Raw genomic sequence first — 16,139 nt, 5'->3', positions numbered from 1 at the left:
CCGCCCAGTCGTCCAGCACCTGAGAGTAGTCGATGAGGTGATCGGCTACCGTGTCAGCGCTTGCCTGGGAACCATCGTAGGAACCAGTTACGATCTGATTTATCTGACTGACTATCCCCAGTAGGCTTTTCTGATACTGGATTTCTGAACGCCGGCGCAGGGCCGGTTTCAAGTTCAGGCTCCTCATACTGCGACTGCGCATTATCGATGTCCTCATCAGTGATCGATGCACCAATACCCGTTACGTCCGAGTTTTCGCGCAAATCCGTCATCGCAGCCTTTGGCGACATCAGCCCGTCATTCAGCGCAGTGCTGATGGCCGTCACGGTGTTTACCGCCACTGTTGAGCGGTCAACGTCGGACATCTGCCACAGCGGGTTAAACTCAAAGGTGAAGTCCTCCGGCAGCTCCTTGCCCAGCTCAGAGCGGTGCATGATGTCGAGCACCTTCCGAAGCGGAAGACGCAGGCGGCGCTCTTGCAGCGAGCTGACGCGGTCGTAGTAGTTGGCAAGGTCAGCATCACCCGTTGAGAAACCTTTCGGTGACTGACCGAATAGGCGCACCAGCGGAATGCCGACGGCGCCACTGATCTGCTCTGCAAACTGTGAAATGACGTCATCCAGCCCGCTGAAGCTGTACTGGTGCGTTTCAAACTTATCCTTGGTATCCATGAGGGTCATGCCCTCATTGCTCTGGAACTGGCGGATAAGGTCGATATTTTTCAGAAGTGCCTCAAACGCAGGGCCGCCAAGCGCGATCAGTTCGCGAAGCTTCTCCACGCTGTAGGTGCGCAGGTGTGCTTTGTAAACCAGCTGCGCAGCGCCTACGGTAGCGCTGTCGAATGCGGTCAGCCTGTCCCAGATGCGCTCTACAACTGACATCCCCCATTCGTTCTCGGTCATTTTCTGCTGGAATGGTAGCGTAACGCCGTCGAACCGGATCAGGCGACTGTGATGTATCCTCCAGGCGGGAATGCCCGTAGCGGTCGTCACAACGTCGTAGAATTCGGGCTTGCCGAGGTCTGGCCCCATCTCTTTAATGCGGCGGGTGAGCACCGGGTTAATCATCCAGCGGTCAAGCGGGAGGATGCCCTTAAACTTTCCTTCGCCAATCGTTTCCAGGCGCAACGGCGTAAATGGCGCTTGCCCCTCGATCATGATGAAGCCAACCGCACCGCCATAAAGCCTTGACCATTTCAGCACGTCATTCAGTGCATCCCAGATCTGCATATTGTCCAGCTGCGACTCAATAACGCCACGGTCTTTCGCGTCAATCTCTGACGTGATGCGAATACCTTTGCGGGTCATATCGTCAGGGATGGCGTCTACGGCTTCACCAATCACCCAGGATGAGCGATATGACCACTCAACCATCATGCGGTTGCGACTGGTGAAGTTTGCCCGGTAAGTCGATGCTGAATGCTGGTTAGGGGTCTGCATCCCAACGCGGGCGACAAAGTTCTCGTACCCGTCAGCGGTGGCTTGTGCCGTCCGCTTTGAGGTGGGTTTATTTCGTGCCATCAGGCCTGTCTCCCTAACAGCTCCCAGATATTCAGGGCTGAATTCATTGGCGCGTAACTGATCATCACCGAGTCGGCCAGGTTGGGCGATTTGGTGCCGTCAGGCTGTTTGTCCACAACGATTTTCCCCACCCCGTTGATTGAGTAGGTCGGCTGTGAAAGTTCGATGATGAGTTTGTCTTTGTTTTCCATCGTGCTGCTGATGGAGATGATTTCGTCGGGGTTGTACGGCATTTTTTCGACAACCGCGCGGTAGGTGTTTTGAAACAACTTGCGCAGACGCCACCAGCTCTGCGCTTTGGCGTTGGCAAAAAAATCTTTGTTCAGTCGAGCTTGCTGCCCGTTGTCTCCGCGTACCGCTTCATCGTCGGGATCGAATACCGCGCCGCTCCCCCTGAATGGGGTCGCCAGAATCATCGGCCGGCGGGCGGATTTACGCAGCTCGTTGATGGCGCGGGCGTCGCCGCGAACACCAGCCCCCAATCCGTCCTCGTCGAAACGGTACTCATCAATGTTGTCCGCGTCGCAGAACCCGAAAACCTTCTCAACCGACTGGTAGATATCGCTGCCGACACCTGACCACTCGCGAACGTTCTCCAGCAGGAAACCGTGGCGGGTAGAAAAGGAGTTTTTATCGCGCCCTTCGTCTGCAACGTCCATTGCGCCAAGGCGTTTACCAGTAGGTTGAATACCCAGCTTGATATGCGCATCAACAGCGGCCTGAACCCAATCGGACGGGATAAGCACGCCCTCGGCGGATGCGCTGTAGTTAAGGTCGAGCTCTTGCGCCACCACCACCGGGTTATCGATTTTGTCGCATTCCCTGCGATACCAGGCATCGTCTTTGCGCGGATCGCTGCGCCAGTGGAACGTGAACACCGGAATTTTTCCGCTATGACGTTTTTGGGCGAATGGGTTAGCCATGCCGTTGACCGAACTCAAATCGATACGGCAGCGCGTTGTCTGCGACAGCGCAGCGTCGATCAGCAAAGGGCGCTGCAAGAATGCCGCCTCGTCCACCAGATAGAGCGTGGTGCGGTCACCGCGTCCAATGTTATCGCCAGCCTCGCCTTTGATAACGGCGCCCGTATCAGGGAATTCAACGCGCATATAGGGGGCGTGTTTTTTTTCGCTCCAGCTGCCGCGAAACTCCACCGGCAGCGTTTCAACGAATTTGCGCGCCTTCCAGAACAGCGCCTTCGGGTCACCGGTGCTGTCCACGTACTCCTCTTTACGGGAGCCGAAGCCAATCACCATTTCTTTGTTGAACAGGCATAGAGAGCAAGCCAACCCGATCGCCGTCCAGCTCAGCCCCATCTCGCGGCTCTTTTCCGTGATGCCGTTCTCCATGTTTTCCCGTCGGGTCATAATCCAGTGGATCCACTCTTCCTGTTTGGGGAACAGCAAAAACGGGATTGTCACCGGCAGGCCGTAGTCGATGTTGCGGGGGTCGGTCGTCATGCCCCAGTCGATAATGAACTGTGCCGGGTTGGTGCGATAAAACTCACGAATAGCAGGCAGTGTTTCCGGGTTGGCCCTGATGCGCTGCAGGCGCTCCATCCGCCATTCGAACACCTGGGTGTAATCCGGGTTTTTGAAGTCGAACGGGAACGGAATAGGCATAGCTCGCTACTCTGGGAAAAATGTGTGAAAAAGGGGCTTATTTAACATAATGACCGTTACCCGCACCGACGAAACAGCACTCACCCGACGATTGCGCTCAGTGGGTGATTTGTCGGGGTTTTCTCTTCGGAGTGGTCGAAAACGGACTGCATAAACGATGCATAAAACAGGGGTGTTTTTGCATAGCCGATTTTATTATGGAGACAACTGTTTATTGAGGTTTTGTACATAACGCAACGGGCGCCGTAGATACCTATTTTTCTACAATTCCACCCCGTTCAGGAGTCAGAGGAACATATTGCCAGTGGGTTACGTTGTCCAGCTCGTTGCCGTCAAGCCAGAACTTATCTTCCTCATAGCCCCCACAAACGAAGGTTCTGCTGTTTAAGCAGAGAAGAAGCGTAAGGTACTTTTCAGGATAAATCGGCTTAGGTAGCCTTTTATCAACGGAAACCCACTGCATTCCATGATAGTTGTTATCGTTCATTACAGCCTCATATGGTTGGGTGGGGATGGTTTCCGGTGCGTAACGCCGGATAATTCAGTTTACCCCATCAACTTACGATATGCCTCTGCAGCCTCTTCGGCTGACATGTTGGTGCTCTCGGTCTTGATAGCACCACCTCCGGGGCCGGATAGTTCGGTTTTCTTCGGCGCTTCCCAGCCCATCATTTCACCGAGCTGCTTAATCGCCGCCTTCGGGTCGTGCATCTTTAACTTGATGCCGTCTTTGCCCGTCGTCAGTTCGGCAACGGCCGCCATCGCTTCAGGGTCTTGCAAGGCTGAATCGCGGAATGACCAGGACGCTTGATAAACCGGCTTGCCCTCTTCGTCCTCGCCTATCTGGCAGTTTTTGAACTCTGCGATATCGGTCAGAGCTGTGCGCCCCATCTTCGACAAACGCTCCAGTGCTTCGGTGCGCGTCATGATTGCCTCGTTGATGGCTTCGTACTGCACGGACTTCAGGAAAGCTTGGACATTACCATTTCTTACCATCACAGCGGCTTTCGAGTGGACTCCGTCGCCCTTCGCTTTCCCTCCCGCGTTACGGTAGGCCTCCGCCTGGCGGTCGCCATTCAATAGGCAGGTAACGAATTTCTTTTGTAGCTTCGTCAGGGCATCGAAAAGCGCCTTCTGTTCTTCTGTCAGCGTCATTTCGACTCCTTGTGACTATTTTGCGAAAGTCACCTTCGTGGTGATTAGCCGTCGAATTAGTCGAGCAGCTTCCTTCTCCATCTCCTTGATGGTTTCCGCTGTTGCTGGTCGGCCAGCATATTTGCGCTCCATCATGGCGAAAATGTTGTTCACATCCGCGTTGTTCGGATGAATGATTTCGAGATTTAATCTTGCCATTCAGAACTTCCTGCTAGATCGCTGGATATAACCCCGGCAGCACAGTTGACCACCACCCATGAATTCATCGTGTTTATTCTGTCAAAGGCACTCAGCGAATGCCTTCTGCAGAATTTTGTAAAACAGTCACTAACCTTTCAAATAGACTTCAGTGGCAACCACTGATTGCGCTTCTAACAGCTCAGCGCGGTTGCTGGTGACAATGGCTGTGTGGTGCGGGTGTGCGTTTTCAGCCAACCATCTGATTAACGGCCTAGCTGCATCTTCGAAACTCCCCGTAGCCCACGATTCGACATAATATTCATCACTACTGTGCGGTTTGTTTTCCATCCTGTCTTTCCTCACGCTGTCGTTATTCCAACTGCAGAACGCTGTGCTTTTCCGAATCCGAGTAGGCGATCAGGCCGCTGTACTCAGGAACCTCGCCATCCTCAGCCTCAAACGCTGGAATAGTGCCGGTGGTGATGGTGTAGGACGGCTGGCCTTCATCTCCTGCGAACCGCGCCAGCTCTTTAATCTGTTCCAGGGTCAGTACAATCTTGCTCATCGTTTTCTCTCTTCTTCGAGCCGGCGTATCGCCAGCAGTTGGTTGTTCGCTTTGTCGAGCGCCGCCAGCAGCGGATCAATCCATAGCACCGACTGGCAGTATGTCAGGGTGCCGGAGGCAGTGGCGCCAGCACCGGTTGCGTCAGCGACGATGGTATCGGCTGACATTGCGCGGGAACGTAGACGGTGCGTGTAGTCGAGCAACCCACCAGCAACAGCGGCAGGCACAGCCAGATCACATGTCGGCTGTTTCTTGAGGATCGTCCGGTATTCAATTTCTTTCCCCTGGGTGGCCGCGTCGGTGTTGATGCCGTACTGAGTCGCGGCGCTGCTGATTTCGTTGGCGCGCTGGAACTGAAACGCCTGTGTGGCGATTGTATTCGCCTGCAGGCTGTTATCGCTTTGCAGCCGCTTAACATCGCCTTCCAACCTCTGCGCTTCATCGTGGTAGTAGTTGACCACACCGCAAAGCACAGAAACCAAGACGATTGAGGCAGCGCCAAGAATGAGTAAGGGCTTCATTTGTCCAGCCCCCAGCAAGCCAGTTCGGCTTCCTGATCGCGCCGTACGATCTGCCCGTAGCAGTTATTCGAGCGGATGCGGCAATCTCGGCCGCCATCGTAAATCCAGCGGCGGATTTCTCGGCAGGCGCCGATGCGGTCACCGGCGTTAAGCTTTTTGTAAAATGTCGAGGTGAAGCACTTTCCAGGGCCGATGTTCCACGGGCAGAAAGAAGCGATCCCGACTTTTTGCGGTTCGGTCAGCGTTACCTTGACGTTGCGGTCTACCCAGTCGAGCGCCTTTTTCTGCTCGACAGCGTCAATCTGCTTGCACTGCTCAGCGGTCAGACGCTGGCCCTTCACAACCTTCTGACCGTTGACCATCGTCACACCGCCGCAAATCGTCCAGATACCAACACCGTCCTGGTATGCAGTCAGGCGCTGGCCTTCTTTCTCTTCCTGAAACTGCGACATCATCACCGGGGCCGATGCGCCGGCGGCGATCAGCGCCAACATTACGGCACTGAGTTTTGATTTGTTCCCCATCACTCACGCTCCAGCATTTCAAGCTCTTCCGTGTCGATCGTCTCCGTGCGTTTTTTTATCCAATCACGCAGAAGCCGCTCGCGCCGGCAGCGGAAGTAAGTACCGAGGGCAATACCAAACGCAGAGCAGAACATGCCGAAGATGACGCCGAGGATGATCCATTCGCTCTGTGAAAAATAATTAATGATGCCGAGGACGAATGACACTGCGCTACCAGTGTGCACGGCTCCATCGGCTGCTCTGATTAGCATTCGTGTCATCCTTACCTCCCGCCGGGCGGTTGGCGCTCATGAAACAGAAAAAGCCGCCAGTGGCAGCCTTATGGTTTGGTGGTGATGCGGATGTTTACTTCGCCGTCGCAACCAACAAGCGTCGGCTGAGCGGCTGGCTCGCTCTCGTATTGCTCCATAGCAATAAACGCTGCAGCGACGGTTTCACCTGCCAATTTTGCTGAGGCAGAACTTACAGAACCTCTGGCTACAACCGCACACAGCGCATCACGCGCCCGTTCCTTTGTCTCTTCGTGCAATTCGTGAAATTTCATCGTGCTCTCCACATAGAAAAGGCCACGCGTTAGCGCAGCCTCAAATAGGCGCCAGATACGATCTGGCTGTGTATTCCCGTCTCTGATATCGTTGAATCGCGACAAACAACCCTACAGAAATGGAGAATTTTATGAGTCAGTCAAATAAGCCTGCCGGCGAGAGCAAACCTCAGCCAGCAGAACAGCCGAAACCAGCGCCGGTAAAACCCGATGACTTTTCGGTTGGCCGCATGTTAGTTGGCGATTCCGCCGAAGGTCTCAGGAAAAAAGGTAAGTAAGCGCGGAAATAAAGAGAGCGCAAGCCGGGGTAATGATGGTCGCCATCCTTGCCCAGGTCAGTCTTTCTCTTATTTTCTTGTTGTCGCTTGCTAATTCATTGGCGGTTAGGCACAGCGCATGCAGCCTATACCGCCTCATCACCGATAGGCGATTACACTCACCGCTAAATCCATTGCTTTTGAAATAATCAAAATGCTGTTGATTAATAGCCTTATATTTTTCAGTGTAAAGCTGCTCCGGCGAGGCATAAACCAGCCCACGCATGTGAACGGTTAGAACCTGCGTTACCAGGTAGATCGCGCAGAGTGACCAGTACAGGATAAATACCGCAAGCCCAGCACTGAGGAAATCTATATTCGGCCTCTGCGTAAGCAGCAAAAACGATGAGCCAATACCCACAATCAAAATGCTGAGCAACTTGTACCCATTCTCTTTATTCACAGCGTTCGACTGGTAAATATCCTTGATGCACGCCTCGCCCTGCGCCTCCAGAAAATCGACCAGCTCATCGTCGGCATCCAGAAAATAATCATTAGGCAGGTTTTTCATGGTTATGTTCCTGTTGGCGTTGCAGTGAAAGGATTTTACCTCAACGCCGGCTGGCGCAACATTAGCGCTTACTGGCGTCAGCCACTTTTTGCGGCTTCGCCACGATACGTGCATAGGATTCGTGAGTCACGAAGGTGCAACTGCATTCCAGGTTGCGGCACTGGTGATACCGTTCTTTGGTTTGCTCGGTAACCATGCGACTCGATCGGGTGTGTGCTGCGGATTGGCACTCAGGGCAATGCATCATTTCTCTGTCCCCTTAAACGCAAAAACCCCGCCATTGCTGGCAGGGTCTGAAATTTATCTAGTGTGTCACACGCGCGACTTCCCACTATTTGGAGAATTTACGCCAACTTTATGCAAAATGCAATACCCTGTATAAAAAATGTCGGCATCCGTGCCGAACTTGCTTCACTTTGTTATTTTGTTGAATACGGACGCGGCCACGCCTTCCTCCATGTCGCATTTCGCCACCAGCGCCTCATAGAACGGCTTCCAGTTACGTGACCATGATGATTGCGTCAGTTCGGGAAGCAACGCTGTAATCGCCTTGTAGGCCACAGATGAAGGCATGCGGCTAAAGCCTTTTCCGCCGCAGCGTTCGCAGTCCTTAATGACCGGTGCGCCGCTGGCTTTGGTTGCCACCCGGTCGAGCGCCTTGCCCGTCCCCTTGCAGTTCCTGCAGCGTTTATGGATTTTCCCCTTGCCGTTGCAAGTCTGACACATCTCGCGCACCACCTGGCGCTTCGTTGTCGGCGGGATTTTCTCTTCGCCATCCATACCGACGTAACCCGGGTAGGTAACGACGTCACGCTCAACCTCCACCAGCCCCTCGCCGTGACAATCGTGACAGGTCACGCTGGCGCCGGCGGAGTGCGCGTATTCCTCGTAGGCAAGCGCGGCCAGAATTTGCATGCAGCGAGCCATGCGACGACCGGCGACTTTCCCGACGTGCTTCGGGGCCTTGCGCATAGCGTACTGGGTCAGCTCTGCAACGGCCCTTTCGCGGTCTTCGCTGCTAATCCCTGTTTTACCCAGGAACGCCGCCATCCCAAAACGGGCTTTTGATTCCGCAAGCCCCAAAGCGGCCATGACGTCAGTGCCAGTGATACGATCCGCAGAGGTGCCATTTGGCGCGTCGGTAATGGTCAGCCCTTGCGCGCTGAAATGCTTTAATGCCGACTCAAGTTTCATTGTTTGCCCTCTTCGATTCGTGTTTCGCCTTCATCATCGCCGTCATAACCACCAGCCTGCTGAAAGGCATGTGTAATTCCTCCAGGCGCTTCATCCACAACGCCACCGGCCCCGTATAACCGCCATGTGCTGCGCGGATGTATTGGGCGATGGTGTGTTCGTCTTCGCGGGTTAAATTCACTGTGCCTTCCCCCTGCTGCTGTATCGACGTACTTTTTGCTCTGGCTGTTGCTTGCTCAGTCGCTCGGCTTCAATCTGGTCAATCGGCAAGAAATGGCCGTAGCGGAACTGGCGATAAACCGTACCCAACGGCCCGTTGCGGTTTTTGGTTACGTTGACCTCCGCTATCCCCTTCGCTGGGCTGTTTTCGTTATAGAGCTCGTCGCGGTAGAGCATCATGATCACATCAGCATCAGCCTCAATGCTGCCGGAGTCCTTCAAGTCTGCGTTAACCGGGCGCTTGTTTGGGCGCTGCTCAACGGCGCGCGACAGCTGGCTCAGGGCCACCACCGGGGTTTTGTTGCGCATTGCCAAGCGTTTCAGGCTGCGTGATACCTCGCCAACAGCAATGTCGTGGCGCTGGCGTTCGTTGACCTTGATGAGTCCGAGATAATCCACGAATACCACCGCCAGCTCGGGGTGTTCGGCCTTCATGCGCTCTGCATCCTGACAAACTTGCTCGACGGTCAGGTTGTTGGCGTCAATGATCCAGATGGGGCGATCGGTCAGGCGCCCCAACCCATCAGAAATCCGTGCCCAGTCTTCATCCTCAAGCTCTAGCGGCTTCCTCAGCTTGGTCGTCGAAAATCCACCAGCGCCAGCCACCTGCCTCTCGGCGATCTGAATGGCCGACATTTCCATGCTGAACATCAACACACCGGCGCCATGGTCGGTGATTTTTTCTATCAGGTTGAGGGCAAACTCGGTTTTACCCACCGATGGCCGTGCGGCCAGCAACGCGAGATCTGTTGGCTCAAAGCCGCCGGTGATTTTGTCCAGCTCTTCGATGCCAGTCAGTATTTTGCGGCCTTCCTGCGAACCTGACATGCCAGCATCCAGGCGGTCAGCGACACCGGTAAGCAGTTCATTGATGTGCACGGCCACTCGTCCGCCATCGCCGATCTGTAGCTGTTGGATATTTCGCTGGAGGGTCAGTATTGCTTCAACGGCGGCGTCGCCGGTGTTTGCCTGCTGTATCCCTTCCAGTGAGTCAGCCACTAACCGCTCAGCGGTGCGGATGAAATGATTGCGTTTCACCATATCGGCGTAAGACTTGAGACCAGCGCGCGCCCAGGCCTGACTGCTGACGCTTACGGCAATGGGTTCATATTCTGGGCCGAGTTTGTCCGCCACCACAAAGGGCGTAACCTCTCCGCCAGACATAACCAACTGACGGATCACCTGATACATCGCGCCATATTGACGCGTAGCGAATGAGTCTGGCGCCAGCGTTGCCAATACGTCAAAAGTCAGCGGCCCCGCCTGATCCAGCAGCAGGCCGCCAATTACCGCGCTTTCGGCTTCTTCGTGAGTCATGCCGCCTTACCGCCTTTATTGCTGCGATAACTCTGCCAATCAAAGACCATTCGGTTAGTGCCGCCATCAGTGACGCGATCGACAATGCGGTCGCCGACAAACGCTTTTAGCTGGTCAAACGTCAGGTTGCTGATCAGGATGGTAGGGAGAATATTTTCATAACGCGCATTGACGACCTCCTGCAGGATAGCCAGCTCTGCCGGCGTACCAAACTGCACACCAACCTCGTCGATGATAAGCAAATCCAGCGTAGCGAAGCGGTTCAACACTTCGGATTCTGTGCGTTCAGCGCCATTACGCCAGGTGCTTTTTACTTCGCGAGTAAGGCGCATCACGTCCGTAATTTCTACGTCAACCAGGTGGTCGCGGATGATCTGTTTCGCCATTGATACCGCCAGGTGGTTCTTGCCAGTGCCGCAACTCCCTGTCATCACCAACCCGGTGCCGGATTCGAAAATTTTCTTCCAGCTCTGCGCATAGCGCTGGCAGTTGCTCAGGTTCTTCGCTGCCATCGGATTAACTGGCTGGTAGTTGGAAAATTCGCAGTTCTGGAAGCGCGGGGCGATACCGGCTTCATCCAGCAGATTTTCAACTGCGAGTTGACGCAGTTCTGATTTGACATTGTGCTGCTCTTCCCGAAGGCAATCCGGGCACAGTGAGATTTTTCGACCAGGAACGCCGCGATATTCCGGCCCCGTCAAGGTGATTTGCTGGTACTCACCATGGGTTGCGCAGATCACTGGCTGAGTTTGTTTTTCCCAGCTTGCGTAATGCGAAGGGAGCTCGCCACCCAAGGCATAATCCAGACAATCCACCAGCTCGACTTCTCGACGCTCCAGTTCAAGACGTTTTTTGCGCTGCTCAAAATTTAACATGTTCACCTCGTATCACCAGTTGCACCCAGACTCACCGTAATTCTGCCCCTCGAACCCCGACACCGGCGGCAAGGTATGCCGCACACCTCCGGGCGCGGATGGCGTTTGCCAGGTTTCATCGAAGTGTCGATCGGGGCCGAAGAACGTTGCGGCCTGCTTGACGAACTCAGAGCCCAGCTTGCCGGTAGCCGCCACAAACGCCGCGTAGCGCTTCACCCCTGCCAGCATGGCTTCTGGCGTGGCCCCGTCTTTGAGGCGAGCATTCCAGGCTTTGTAGGCCGAGGGCTTGGGGTTGCCGCCGGCGCGTTTTGGATATGCCTGCCAGGCCGCCTCAAATTCAGGTGAATAATCCTGCTTGGCAGAACGCCTCGGCGTAGGAGCGTCAGCGAATGCGCCAATAGGTTTTTTAATCTCTGTAGTAATCTCTGTAGTAATCTCTGTAGGATCGAAATCGGGTTTTCCCGACCCGCGGCGAGGGGTTTCCCTCCCCCGCGACGCAGGGATTCCCGACTTTCCGAAATCGGATTTGCCGACCTCCCGAAAACGGGTTTCCCCATTTCGGGAAATGTGACTGTTTTCATTAATGATTTCATCAAGACGATCACAATCAATACGAAAATACATTTTGTGTTCGAGACGCTTGTGTGTCTCGATAAGAATGCCTCGAGAAACAAGCTGTTTGCGGGCAGTCGCCTGTTGCTCGAAAGTCAGACCCGTTTCCGATTCGATAGCTTCGCGCGTTTTATGAACGCCTTCTACGGCGTGCGCTTTGTCCTGCCAGTAGAATACTTGGCTGAAAAAAATAACTGCGTGAGGACTTCCCATGGCCTTAACTAGTCCCGGGTAGTAAGCTACCGGGCGCCCAAAATCCATTAACAAATCAGATGGACGCATTTTTATTCCCCCCCGCATAACTCAAAATAAAAACGATGGTTGGTATCAATACCCAGTACAGGAAACGCTCCCGCCGCCATCAAATAGCAAAGCTGCGCCCCACTGAAAATATTGCACCCCACCTTCCTGGCAGCGATTACAAGGCGGAACTCGTCAATAGATTTTGCCCCCTTTATGCGATTACAAGCCTTGCAGCATGCAAGCAGATTTGATAGGTCATTCGAGCCGCCCTTACTTTTGGGGATAATGTGATCGGCTGAATAATCATCAAAAGACAATGGCTTCCCGCAATAGCCACAGTGACCCTGTGTTTTTTTAAATATTACCAACGCTTTTTGAGCCGATACTTTCATTCGCCAACCTTAGCCGTTGCCTTGCACGCGAACACAAAGGCCTCCACCACCGCTTCGGCGGTGGTTATTGCAGCGGCTTTCACTTCATCATCACGCTTGCCAGCGATAACCAACTCCTCAACCACTCTCGGTACGGAATTCTTCACAACCAGGAAAATGTTGTTGGCAATATCGGCATCCATCTCGTAACCCGCGATAAACGCGGTCTTTGCTTCTTCGTCTTTCATGTTTGCTCCGGTTGATTCAGTCATCGTCATTCCTCCGCCTGGCAGTAAACTGCCGGCATGATGGTTTTGAGGGAGTTAGGCATGCTGAGCACCAGAAAAACCTTTAGGATCCTGTGCGCTCGATAACTTCAGTTGTCGTTGCTTTTCTGGCAATCCATCAAAAACCCCTGGGTAAAGATCTGGTCTGATCTCATGAGGGGTAACCTTCCACCCAACAGCCTCACTAAGCAGCAGTACCTTTCCGTCAGGAACTTTGTGGTTTAACCACAGGCTCACCGTTTGTTGTCTGCACCCCAACACCCTCGCCAAGCCGCTTTGACTCGTCACTTTCATAATGAGGTGCTTAAGCTCTCTGTTCATGATCATCCCTCGTTGTAAATACAATAATACTACAATAATATATTGTATTGGAGTTTTCAACGGATGGGATACAATTAAGAAATGAAAAACACACGCGAAACAGTTTTCTCCCAGCGCCTAAACGAAGCGCTGACAGAGCTTGGGCTTAGCCAATCTGAGCTAGCTCGCCGCATTGATGTCACCCCCCAAGCAGTTCAGCGGTGGTGTAATGGCTATGGTTCTCCAAGAAGCAAGTATCTATCGGCCATATCTAAGGCGACAGGAAAGCCGGAGCATTGGTTCTTTCTTCCGTATGGTACGCAACAAGACCAAGTTTCTGCCGTTGTAGATCAGCCGTCGAGCGCGTCAGATGATCTGGTTTCCCTCACACTAACACCTGATGAAATTAAATTAATCAATACTTACAGAGACTTACCTGGAGTTGAGAGAAAAAGAATGCTCGATTTATTTGAACTCAGGCTAGAAGAGATCAATAAATACATAACTGAATACCTATTAAAAAAATAATCAAATAAATCATCAAATTAAGAATCCAAGGAGCGACCCTTGGATTTTTTTTTGCCTTAAGATATTGCAATCTACAATATTAGATTGTAGATTTAATTGTAACGACGCAACCCATTACGATTCAGACCGTGGGAAAATGCAGATAGCCATACATCGTTGAATGACCTGTGTCGATGCAGATCCGGGATGTCGTTAATTACAGCAGCAAGGCAGCGCATTAAGGTATTTATGCGATAAACCATGCGGGAATTAACAAGTTATAAATCGGGAGGTTTTATCGTGAAAATGAAAATCGATGAAAGCAAATTGACATATATTAGCGATAGCGCGGCTGAAGTTTTTGTTCTACTTAACCTTCTCACTGAGAATGCCCGCCGCGGATTTCACTTGGAGGATACCGATACAGCTTTTGCACTGTCAGGTATTACAAAGCTAGCGGGTGAACTGAATGATAACTTATTCAAGTTGGTTGAAAGTAATAATGGTGAAAAAAATCATTCTTAATCGACTCTGGCGGCGACGCCAATCAATCGCCAGAGCCTAACCCCATCAAACCCGTAAAATTTAAAGAGGCTGATATGGACAATACCACGCCAAAAGCCAAAGAATCAACCAGGCTTGTATTGGTTGACATAAAAAAACTTAATCGAGCACAGCGCTTAATTAAAGACAATCCCACTTCATGGCCTTGGAAGCTGTGTATGCACATGGTTAAGCAAGCATACGGTGTAGAATGTGATGAACCAATGCCTGAGATCGGTGACAGGAATGGCAATTTTATTTGTACTCGCGTTGATTTAGATACAGGGGAGTACGAGTTTTTGTCCGAGCGTACTTATAACCATCGAGTTATGAACGGCTATGAATTAGTTCTCGAGGTGCCTCATGACTGATATTTATCATGCACTGATGGTAAGGGATTTCAGCGGTATCTCTGACGAGGTGCTCGGGGAACGCCAGGTAGCCTACTTCGCTGCTGCTGCCGCTATTGACGCAGCATTGTTGGTTATCGGTAATCTTGTTTTGGAAGCTGATGAGAGTGAAGGATATACAGATTCAGAGGCTAAGCGAGACCTCGTCTTAATTGGAACTGTCCTAAGAAGCTTTCCTCGGATGGCTCAGGTTTTAAAGCAAAATGGTAGCGTCGCCGAGCACATCCTAAATAAGCGACAGGGGGGGGGCTAAATAATGAGCACTCTCACGCGCCAAGCATCAAAGGCATTGCTGAATGAAGTCATCATTAACGCTACACCAGACTTTAGCGGCCGCCTGACGGTTTATATTGAGAATGGCGAATTGAAGGCGTATCGCCCTCACTCACCAGAGGAATTTACAGCAACACTCGGTACGTTTATTGAGTTAGCAGAAAGAGCTGGCTGGACAGTAAAGCCACCGGAGGAAGAATAATGCGTAAAGATTTTGGAAGTATCGGCATCGATGACGCGTTTCAGTTAAAACAACAGCCAGTGTATGTTGTGACACGTCACGGACGCAGCAAGAAAAGTTTTAGCCGTGAAACAGCCATTCGTCGCTTGGCTCACTTTATGGTTCAAAAAACATTTGACCGCGCTGGAGTACCAACTCATGAAGGCGGCGTAATCCACTTTCATCGCGGTGAAATAACACTGGGTTATTGGCAAGCGCATCATCGCTGTGAAAGGCGCATTCGTAAATTACTGGCTCGCAAGCGTGATAAAGAAAAATGGCAGCGCGAGTATGATGAATGGGCGGCAAAGCACGATGACTTAATGAAACGCCGCCCGTATTAATTAAACAATCTCCAACAAGATTTTAATTATGGCCTTCAGGCTGACGGTTTCGCTCGGCCTGAATTTAGACAGCAGGTAATTAACGATGACTCAGTGGTTCAACAATATTGCTTTAAATCGTCGGCGTATCGCCCTCGCCTATCTCGATTTTTGCCAGCGCCATTTCGGCGGCAAATGGTCTGACGTGGTTATTTCGAAAAAGAAACTGGTTCGCGTTGACCTGACCCAGGAGTGCCTCGAGGCGCTGATGAAAGAGTTCATCGAGAACATGGTTCGCGCTGAATTCGGTATCGCCGGCGGGCAGGAGCAGATCGCCAATTCCTACGACGCGATGCTGAGCAAAGACCGTAGCCGCCTTACGCCGCTCGGCAAGTCAGCGATGGAAGAAATGATGATCGACGCCGTCGCCTACAAGCTCCACAACCCAAGCAGCCAGCTGCTGCAGGTGGTGGCGTGATGGCAACCATGCAACTGATCGATGCCCAGTGCCGCGTAGAGCAGGCGCAGCAGATCCTCAATCTGTGGCTGGAGTCCTGCAACGACCGCACCGACCAAGTAGAGCGCACGATGGTCTGCGCGATGATCACCCTGCTGGATGGTGTGCCTGAGTCGATCCGCACCTTCAATAACGGTACGCCAATGGCGCAGCTGCGGGAGGCCCAATGATAAAGATTCCGTACAGCGAAGCAGCCCAGCGGGCTATCCAGCACGAAAAGGCCGAAGAGTTCATTCAGGCGGCCACGTTCTGGCGCATCGCTGAGTCATTCGCGGTGAAGTCGGTTAACCAGGATTGGGCAGCCACCCGCGCCGAGCTGTGCGAAAAGCGCCACAGCCTTACGGAGCGGCTGGAGCAGCTGCAAGAAAGCGCCAGTGAGCGAGCAAAGGAGGCAGCGAAAACCAAGGCCAAGAAGAAGATGGCTGAGGCGCTCAAGGCCCATATCAAGACCACCAGCGAAGAGGTATAG

Annotated in this window: 31 protein-coding genes; 10 read left to right on the top strand and 21 right to left on the bottom strand. The window is 52.7% G+C overall.

The window, feature by feature from the left end; all coding sequences use genetic code 11:
* Positions 1-53 precede the first annotated feature (53 nt).
* From FHU12_RS26405 to FHU12_RS26355, 11 genes are all read right to left on the bottom strand, one after another.
* Positions 54-1,520 (bottom strand): phage portal protein, encoded by a 1,467-nt coding sequence (locus tag FHU12_RS26405; protein WP_141972759.1) that lies wholly within the window; start codon positions 1,518-1,520, stop codon positions 54-56.
* Positions 1,520-3,142: a TerL protein gene (locus tag FHU12_RS26400; RefSeq protein WP_141972757.1), complete on the bottom strand. Its 1,623-nt coding sequence runs from the start codon at positions 3,140-3,142 to the stop codon at positions 1,520-1,522. Before FHU12_RS26400 ends, FHU12_RS26405 begins: the two co-directional genes overlap by 1 nt.
* A gap of 253 nt (positions 3,143-3,395) precedes the next feature.
* The gene (locus FHU12_RS26395) at positions 3,396-3,629 is read right to left on the bottom strand and encodes a DUF551 domain-containing protein (protein WP_141972755.1); all 234 of its coding nucleotides are present in this window, start codon (positions 3,627-3,629) and stop codon (positions 3,396-3,398) included.
* A 59-nt stretch (positions 3,630-3,688) separates the two neighbouring features.
* Entirely contained in the window at positions 3,689-4,297 is a 609-nt protein-coding gene (locus tag FHU12_RS26390) for a terminase small subunit (RefSeq protein WP_141972753.1), read from the bottom strand.
* A gap of 15 nt (positions 4,298-4,312) precedes the next feature.
* Entirely contained in the window at positions 4,313-4,495 is a 183-nt protein-coding gene (locus FHU12_RS26385) for a hypothetical protein (RefSeq protein WP_141972751.1), read from the bottom strand.
* A gap of 129 nt (positions 4,496-4,624) precedes the next feature.
* A complete protein-coding gene (locus FHU12_RS26380; RefSeq protein ID WP_141972749.1) occupies positions 4,625-4,825 on the bottom strand; it encodes a hypothetical protein in 201 nt (66 codons plus the stop codon).
* Positions 4,826-4,847: 22 nt separating this feature from the next.
* Complete coding sequence (locus FHU12_RS26375) at positions 4,848-5,042, bottom strand: hypothetical protein (RefSeq protein WP_141972747.1); 195 nt, start codon at positions 5,040-5,042, stop codon at positions 4,848-4,850.
* Positions 5,039-5,563 carry a hypothetical protein gene (locus FHU12_RS26370; RefSeq protein ID WP_141972745.1) on the bottom strand — a complete coding sequence of 175 codons (525 nt, stop codon included), beginning with the start codon at positions 5,561-5,563 and terminating at the stop codon, positions 5,039-5,041. Before FHU12_RS26370 ends, FHU12_RS26375 begins: the two co-directional genes overlap by 4 nt.
* The gene (locus FHU12_RS26365; RefSeq protein WP_141972743.1) at positions 5,560-6,087 is read right to left on the bottom strand and encodes a lysozyme; all 528 of its coding nucleotides are present in this window, start codon (positions 6,085-6,087) and stop codon (positions 5,560-5,562) included. The genes FHU12_RS26370 and FHU12_RS26365 overlap by 4 nt, the downstream gene beginning before the upstream one ends.
* Complete coding sequence (locus FHU12_RS26360) at positions 6,087-6,338, bottom strand: phage holin family protein (protein ID WP_223182091.1); 252 nt, start codon at positions 6,336-6,338, stop codon at positions 6,087-6,089. Before FHU12_RS26360 ends, FHU12_RS26365 begins: the two co-directional genes overlap by 1 nt.
* A 68-nt stretch (positions 6,339-6,406) precedes the next feature.
* A complete protein-coding gene (locus tag FHU12_RS26355) occupies positions 6,407-6,631 on the bottom strand; it encodes a hypothetical protein (RefSeq protein ID WP_141972741.1) in 225 nt (74 codons plus the stop codon).
* 131 nt (positions 6,632-6,762) lie between these two features.
* Here FHU12_RS26355 and FHU12_RS27250 point away from each other — a divergent pair, with 131 nt between their 5' ends.
* Positions 6,763-6,909, top strand: a complete 147-nt coding sequence (locus FHU12_RS27250) for a hypothetical protein (protein WP_185742349.1) — start codon at positions 6,763-6,765, stop codon at positions 6,907-6,909.
* On the opposite strand, the gene FHU12_RS26350 is transcribed toward FHU12_RS27250, so the two are convergent.
* The 10 genes from FHU12_RS26350 to FHU12_RS26305 form a co-directional block, all read right to left on the bottom strand.
* Positions 6,890-7,459, bottom strand: a complete 570-nt coding sequence (locus FHU12_RS26350; RefSeq protein ID WP_141972739.1) for a hypothetical protein — start codon at positions 7,457-7,459, stop codon at positions 6,890-6,892. The genes FHU12_RS27250 and FHU12_RS26350 overlap by 20 nt on opposite strands.
* 61 nt (positions 7,460-7,520) lie before the next feature.
* Positions 7,521-7,706, bottom strand: coding sequence for an ogr/Delta-like zinc finger family protein (locus tag FHU12_RS26345; RefSeq protein WP_141972737.1), 186 nt, complete (start codon positions 7,704-7,706; stop codon positions 7,521-7,523).
* A 164-nt stretch (positions 7,707-7,870) separates the two neighbouring features.
* Positions 7,871-8,653: an antitermination protein gene (locus FHU12_RS26340; RefSeq protein ID WP_141972736.1), complete on the bottom strand. Its 783-nt coding sequence runs from the start codon at positions 8,651-8,653 to the stop codon at positions 7,871-7,873.
* Entirely contained in the window at positions 8,643-8,834 is a 192-nt protein-coding gene (locus FHU12_RS26335) for a hypothetical protein (RefSeq protein ID WP_141972734.1), read from the bottom strand. The genes FHU12_RS26340 and FHU12_RS26335 overlap by 11 nt, the downstream gene beginning before the upstream one ends.
* Positions 8,831-10,189: a replicative DNA helicase gene (locus FHU12_RS26330; protein WP_141972732.1), complete on the bottom strand. Its 1,359-nt coding sequence runs from the start codon at positions 10,187-10,189 to the stop codon at positions 8,831-8,833. Before FHU12_RS26330 ends, FHU12_RS26335 begins: the two co-directional genes overlap by 4 nt.
* On the bottom strand, positions 10,186-11,064 hold the full coding sequence (locus FHU12_RS26325; RefSeq protein ID WP_141972730.1) for an ATP-binding protein: 879 nt from the start codon (positions 11,062-11,064) through the stop codon (positions 10,186-10,188). Before FHU12_RS26325 ends, FHU12_RS26330 begins: the two co-directional genes overlap by 4 nt.
* A 12-nt stretch (positions 11,065-11,076) precedes the next feature.
* Positions 11,077-11,958: an LvrA C-terminal domain-related protein gene (locus FHU12_RS26320; RefSeq protein WP_141972728.1), complete on the bottom strand. Its 882-nt coding sequence runs from the start codon at positions 11,956-11,958 to the stop codon at positions 11,077-11,079.
* A gap of 2 nt (positions 11,959-11,960) precedes the next feature.
* Positions 11,961-12,311, bottom strand: a complete 351-nt coding sequence (locus FHU12_RS26315; RefSeq protein WP_141972727.1) for an HNH endonuclease — start codon at positions 12,309-12,311, stop codon at positions 11,961-11,963.
* Positions 12,308-12,538, bottom strand: a complete 231-nt coding sequence (locus FHU12_RS26310; RefSeq protein WP_141972725.1) for a hypothetical protein — start codon at positions 12,536-12,538, stop codon at positions 12,308-12,310. Before FHU12_RS26310 ends, FHU12_RS26315 begins: the two co-directional genes overlap by 4 nt.
* 75 nt (positions 12,539-12,613) lie before the next feature.
* Positions 12,614-12,898 (bottom strand): transcriptional regulator, encoded by a 285-nt coding sequence (locus FHU12_RS26305; protein WP_110662797.1) that lies wholly within the window; start codon positions 12,896-12,898, stop codon positions 12,614-12,616.
* Between the two features lie 81 nt (positions 12,899-12,979).
* On the opposite strand from FHU12_RS26305, the gene FHU12_RS26300 reads away from it, so the two are divergent.
* From FHU12_RS26300 to FHU12_RS26260, 9 genes are all read left to right on the top strand, one after another.
* The gene (locus FHU12_RS26300; RefSeq protein WP_110662719.1) at positions 12,980-13,405 is read left to right on the top strand and encodes a helix-turn-helix domain-containing protein; all 426 of its coding nucleotides are present in this window, start codon (positions 12,980-12,982) and stop codon (positions 13,403-13,405) included.
* A gap of 279 nt (positions 13,406-13,684) precedes the next feature.
* Positions 13,685-13,909: a hypothetical protein gene (locus FHU12_RS26295; protein ID WP_141972723.1), complete on the top strand. Its 225-nt coding sequence runs from the start codon at positions 13,685-13,687 to the stop codon at positions 13,907-13,909.
* Between the two features lie 74 nt (positions 13,910-13,983).
* Positions 13,984-14,298 carry a hypothetical protein gene (locus tag FHU12_RS26290; RefSeq protein ID WP_141972721.1) on the top strand — a complete coding sequence of 105 codons (315 nt, stop codon included), beginning with the start codon at positions 13,984-13,986 and terminating at the stop codon, positions 14,296-14,298.
* A complete protein-coding gene (locus FHU12_RS26285) occupies positions 14,291-14,590 on the top strand; it encodes a hypothetical protein (protein WP_141972719.1) in 300 nt (99 codons plus the stop codon). Before FHU12_RS26290 ends, FHU12_RS26285 begins: the two co-directional genes overlap by 8 nt.
* A 3-nt stretch (positions 14,591-14,593) precedes the next feature.
* Complete coding sequence (locus FHU12_RS26280; protein ID WP_141972717.1) at positions 14,594-14,812, top strand: hypothetical protein; 219 nt, start codon at positions 14,594-14,596, stop codon at positions 14,810-14,812.
* The gene (locus FHU12_RS26275; protein WP_141972716.1) at positions 14,812-15,174 is read left to right on the top strand and encodes a hypothetical protein; all 363 of its coding nucleotides are present in this window, start codon (positions 14,812-14,814) and stop codon (positions 15,172-15,174) included. The genes FHU12_RS26280 and FHU12_RS26275 overlap by 1 nt, the downstream gene beginning before the upstream one ends.
* A gap of 85 nt (positions 15,175-15,259) precedes the next feature.
* Positions 15,260-15,631, top strand: a complete 372-nt coding sequence (locus tag FHU12_RS26270) for a hypothetical protein (RefSeq protein ID WP_141972714.1) — start codon at positions 15,260-15,262, stop codon at positions 15,629-15,631.
* Positions 15,631-15,840, top strand: a complete 210-nt coding sequence (locus FHU12_RS26265) for a hypothetical protein (RefSeq protein WP_141972713.1) — start codon at positions 15,631-15,633, stop codon at positions 15,838-15,840. Before FHU12_RS26270 ends, FHU12_RS26265 begins: the two co-directional genes overlap by 1 nt.
* The gene (locus tag FHU12_RS26260; RefSeq protein ID WP_141972711.1) at positions 15,837-16,139 is read left to right on the top strand and encodes an ANR family transcriptional regulator; all 303 of its coding nucleotides are present in this window, start codon (positions 15,837-15,839) and stop codon (positions 16,137-16,139) included. Before FHU12_RS26265 ends, FHU12_RS26260 begins: the two co-directional genes overlap by 4 nt.

Origin of the sequence: Serratia marcescens (genome assembly GCF_006715005.1) — a bacterium.
GTDB lineage: Bacteria > Pseudomonadota > Gammaproteobacteria > Enterobacterales > Enterobacteriaceae > Serratia > Serratia montpellierensis.
Note: the sequence above shows the minus strand (reverse complement) of the source record. Positions and strands in the feature narration are given on the sequence as shown.

Excerpts from the sequence above, each read along its gene's own strand:
- FHU12_RS26320 (WP_141972728.1), bottom strand. The coding sequence starts at position 11,958 with ATGCGTCCATCTGATTTGTTAATGGATTTTGGGCGCCCGGTAGCTTAC.
- FHU12_RS26365 (WP_141972743.1), bottom strand. The coding sequence starts at position 6,087 with ATGGGGAACAAATCAAAACTCAGTGCCGTAATGTTGGCGCTGATCGCC.
- FHU12_RS26265 (WP_141972713.1), top strand. The coding sequence starts at position 15,631 with ATGGCAACCATGCAACTGATCGATGCCCAGTGCCGCGTAGAGCAGGCG.
- FHU12_RS26270 (WP_141972714.1), top strand. The coding sequence starts at position 15,260 with ATGACTCAGTGGTTCAACAATATTGCTTTAAATCGTCGGCGTATCGCC.
- FHU12_RS26390 (WP_141972753.1), bottom strand. The coding sequence starts at position 4,297 with ATGACGCTGACAGAAGAACAGAAGGCGCTTTTCGATGCCCTGACGAAG.
- FHU12_RS26260 (WP_141972711.1), top strand. The coding sequence starts at position 15,837 with ATGATAAAGATTCCGTACAGCGAAGCAGCCCAGCGGGCTATCCAGCAC.
- FHU12_RS26290 (WP_141972721.1), top strand. The coding sequence starts at position 13,984 with ATGGACAATACCACGCCAAAAGCCAAAGAATCAACCAGGCTTGTATTG.
- FHU12_RS26325 (WP_141972730.1), bottom strand. The coding sequence starts at position 11,064 with ATGTTAAATTTTGAGCAGCGCAAAAAACGTCTTGAACTGGAGCGTCGA.
- FHU12_RS26285 (WP_141972719.1), top strand. The coding sequence starts at position 14,291 with ATGACTGATATTTATCATGCACTGATGGTAAGGGATTTCAGCGGTATC.
- FHU12_RS26345 (WP_141972737.1), bottom strand. The coding sequence starts at position 7,706 with ATGATGCATTGCCCTGAGTGCCAATCCGCAGCACACACCCGATCGAGT.
- FHU12_RS26340 (WP_141972736.1), bottom strand. The coding sequence starts at position 8,653 with ATGAAACTTGAGTCGGCATTAAAGCATTTCAGCGCGCAAGGGCTGACC.
- FHU12_RS26350 (WP_141972739.1), bottom strand. The coding sequence starts at position 7,459 with ATGAAAAACCTGCCTAATGATTATTTTCTGGATGCCGACGATGAGCTG.
- FHU12_RS26300 (WP_110662719.1), top strand. The coding sequence starts at position 12,980 with ATGAAAAACACACGCGAAACAGTTTTCTCCCAGCGCCTAAACGAAGCG.
- FHU12_RS26275 (WP_141972716.1), top strand. The coding sequence starts at position 14,812 with ATGCGTAAAGATTTTGGAAGTATCGGCATCGATGACGCGTTTCAGTTA.
- FHU12_RS26380 (WP_141972749.1), bottom strand. The coding sequence starts at position 4,825 with ATGGAAAACAAACCGCACAGTAGTGATGAATATTATGTCGAATCGTGG.
- FHU12_RS26315 (WP_141972727.1), bottom strand. The coding sequence starts at position 12,311 with ATGAAAGTATCGGCTCAAAAAGCGTTGGTAATATTTAAAAAAACACAG.
- FHU12_RS26280 (WP_141972717.1), top strand. The coding sequence starts at position 14,594 with ATGAGCACTCTCACGCGCCAAGCATCAAAGGCATTGCTGAATGAAGTC.
- FHU12_RS26375 (WP_141972747.1), bottom strand. The coding sequence starts at position 5,042 with ATGAGCAAGATTGTACTGACCCTGGAACAGATTAAAGAGCTGGCGCGG.
- FHU12_RS26310 (WP_141972725.1), bottom strand. The coding sequence starts at position 12,538 with ATGAAAGACGAAGAAGCAAAGACCGCGTTTATCGCGGGTTACGAGATG.
- FHU12_RS26360 (WP_223182091.1), bottom strand. The coding sequence starts at position 6,338 with ATGCTAATCAGAGCAGCCGATGGAGCCGTGCACACTGGTAGCGCAGTG.
- FHU12_RS26355 (WP_141972741.1), bottom strand. The coding sequence starts at position 6,631 with ATGAAATTTCACGAATTGCACGAAGAGACAAAGGAACGGGCGCGTGAT.
- FHU12_RS26305 (WP_110662797.1), bottom strand. The coding sequence starts at position 12,898 with ATGAACAGAGAGCTTAAGCACCTCATTATGAAAGTGACGAGTCAAAGC.
- FHU12_RS26405 (WP_141972759.1), bottom strand. The coding sequence starts at position 1,520 with ATGGCACGAAATAAACCCACCTCAAAGCGGACGGCACAAGCCACCGCT.
- FHU12_RS27250 (WP_185742349.1), top strand. The coding sequence starts at position 6,763 with ATGAGTCAGTCAAATAAGCCTGCCGGCGAGAGCAAACCTCAGCCAGCA.
- FHU12_RS26370 (WP_141972745.1), bottom strand. The coding sequence starts at position 5,563 with ATGAAGCCCTTACTCATTCTTGGCGCTGCCTCAATCGTCTTGGTTTCT.
- FHU12_RS26395 (WP_141972755.1), bottom strand. The coding sequence starts at position 3,629 with ATGAACGATAACAACTATCATGGAATGCAGTGGGTTTCCGTTGATAAA.
- FHU12_RS26385 (WP_141972751.1), bottom strand. The coding sequence starts at position 4,495 with ATGGCAAGATTAAATCTCGAAATCATTCATCCGAACAACGCGGATGTG.
- FHU12_RS26400 (WP_141972757.1), bottom strand. The coding sequence starts at position 3,142 with ATGCCTATTCCGTTCCCGTTCGACTTCAAAAACCCGGATTACACCCAG.
- FHU12_RS26330 (WP_141972732.1), bottom strand. The coding sequence starts at position 10,189 with ATGACTCACGAAGAAGCCGAAAGCGCGGTAATTGGCGGCCTGCTGCTG.